General features: G+C 56.0%; 1 protein-coding gene and 1 pseudogene. Both read right to left on the bottom strand.

Going from position 1 to position 2,378, the window contains the following annotated elements:
- Positions 1 to 170, bottom strand: a pseudogene (locus A5774_RS01870) (pyridoxal 5'-phosphate synthase lyase subunit PdxS); the annotation flags it as partial.
- A gap of 90 nt (positions 171 to 260) precedes the next feature.
- Positions 261 to 2,288 carry a DNA topoisomerase (ATP-hydrolyzing) subunit B gene (gyrB, locus tag A5774_RS01865; RefSeq protein ID WP_021353182.1) on the bottom strand — a complete coding sequence of 676 codons (2,028 nt, stop codon included), beginning with the start codon at positions 2,286 to 2,288 and terminating at the stop codon, positions 261 to 263.
- Between the last annotated feature and the right edge of the window lie 90 nt (positions 2,289 to 2,378).

Below are 2,378 nucleotides of genomic sequence, written 5' to 3'. Positions count from 1 at the left end.
TGGGCGCGGATATCAGCAGGCACCCGCTCCAAAGCCATCACGGCTGAAGCACCAGCAGCCTCGGCGATGCGAGCTTGTTCCGGGGTAACGACGTCCATGATGACGCCACCAAAAAACTGCTCAGACAAACCGCGCTTCACGCGGGCTGCGGAACCATTGGCATTACTCAAAACGAGTTTTCCTTTCGGTCAGGCTAAGAATATGACTTATAACGCACAAAATATTGGGCGCGTCCAATCCTAGCCCCCAACAGCACAGGATTAGACGTCGAGGAAGCGAACATCCTTAGCACGGCGGGTAATGAAGCTACGACGTGCAGAAACATCATCGCCCATAAGAATAGAAAACAGCTCGTCGGCCTTTTGTGCATCCTCCAGGTCCACGCGGCGCAGGATACGAGTGGTTGGGTCCAGCGTGGTTTCCCACAGCTCCTTCGCGTTCATCTCGCCCAGACCCTTGTACCGCTGGATACCGTCGTCCATGTTGATCTTGCGGTTCTGCGCAAAGCCTTCTTTCAGCTGGGCATCGCGTTCACGGTCGCTAAAGGCGTAGCCAGGCTCACCCTTCGACCACTTCAGCTTGTACAACGGCGGGTTCGCCAAATACACATGCCCATTTTCGACGAGCTCCGGCATGAAACGGAACAGCAGCGTCAGCAGCAGCGTGGCGATGTGCTGGCCATCGACGTCGGCGTCGGCCATCAACACGATCTTGTCGTAGCGCAGCTTCTTGATATCGAATTCTTCGTGGATACCGGTACCCAACGCGGTGATAATCGCCTGCACCTCGTTGTTTTTCAGCACCTTATCCATGCGAGACTTCTCGACGTTCAAAATCTTGCCGCGCAACGGCAAAATCGCCTGGTACAGCGACTCGCGCCCAGCTTTCGCGGAGCCACCCGCGGAGTCACCCTCCACGATGAACAGCTCGGAAACCTTCGGATCCTTGGAACGGCAATCTGCCAACTTACCTGGCAAACCACCCAGGTCAGTAGCGGATTTACGGCGCACCAACTCACGAGCGCGACGAGCCGCCACGCGTGCCTGCGCAGAAGCCACCGCCTTGTTCATAATCGCTTTAGCCTCTGCCGGGTTCGCATCAAACCAATCCGCCAGGTGCTCATTGACAGAACGCTGCACGAAAGAGCGAATTTCCGTGTTACCCAGCTTGGTCTTCGTCTGGCCTTCGAACTGGGGGTCGCCGACCTTCGCGGAAATAATGGCCGACAAGCCCTCGCGGCAGTCATCGCCAGTAAGCTTGCCGTCTTTTTCCTTCATCAACTTATGCGTTTTCGCATAGTTGTTCATCTGCGTGGTTAACGCAGCGCGGAAGCCTTCTTCGTGCGTACCACCCTCGTGCGTATTAATCGTGTTGGCAAAAGTATGCACGGACTGGTTATAACCACTGTTCCACTGCAGCGCGATTTCTACCTCGTGGTCCTCGCCCTTGGCTTCAAAACTAATGATCGTCGGGTGGATCGAGGTTTTCGTGCGGTTCAGATAATCAACGTAATCGACCAGGCCATTCGGGTAGCAGAATTCAATCTTCTTGACGGCTTCTTTATCGCTGAGCGCAGCTTTGTCTTCCGGGTCCGGATCATCGAAAGAGCTGGCAGTCTCGCCTTCTTCCGCGAGAGCCTCCAACTTGAGATCCTCGGCAGTCACGCGCTCGTCGACAAGCGTGATGGACAAACCCTTGTTCAAGAAAGCCATTTCCTGCAGGCGGCGCTTGATGGTATCAAAATCAAACTTAACAGTCTCGAAAATCTCCGGATCCGGCCAAAAACGCACCGTCGTACCAGTGCCGCGGGCATTTCCGCCCTCGACGAGTTCTTCCGGCACCGCGCGCTCAAAATTCTGGTACCAGTGCTTGCCATCGCGCTTAATCGCGGCTTCCACGCGCGTCGACAAAGCATTGACGACGGAAATACCCACGCCGTGCAGACCGCCCGAAACCGCATAAGAATCCGAGTCGAACTTACCGCCGGCATGCAGCTGCGTCATCACAACCTGCACCGTTGGTGCCCCCGAGGCGTGCATCGAGACCGGGATACCACGGCCGTCGTCAGTAACCTGCACGCCGCCGTCGGCAAGCAAACGCACCTCCACCTTGGAGGCATAGCCAGCCATGGCCTCATCGACCGAGTTATCAACAACCTCCCAAATTAGGTGGTGCAAGCCACGCACGCCGGTAGAACCGATATACATACCGGGGCGCTTACGGACGGCTTCCAAGCCCTCCAGGATGGTAATTGATGAAGCGTCATAATTCGGTTGCGCGTTAGCCACGTGAAACTAGCACTCCTTAAAGAGGAAATCTTCGACATTCCAATCTTACACCCCAGACACCCTGCCCGGGTGGAGCTAAGCCGCAGGCAC

The organism is Corynebacterium sp. EPI-003-04-2554_SCH2473622 (assembly GCF_001665955.1).
In the GTDB taxonomy this organism is placed as follows: domain Bacteria; phylum Actinomycetota; class Actinomycetes; order Mycobacteriales; family Mycobacteriaceae; genus Corynebacterium; species Corynebacterium pseudodiphtheriticum.
The sequence above is the reverse complement of the archived record's forward strand: the minus strand, read 5'-3'. Positions and strand labels throughout refer to the sequence as shown.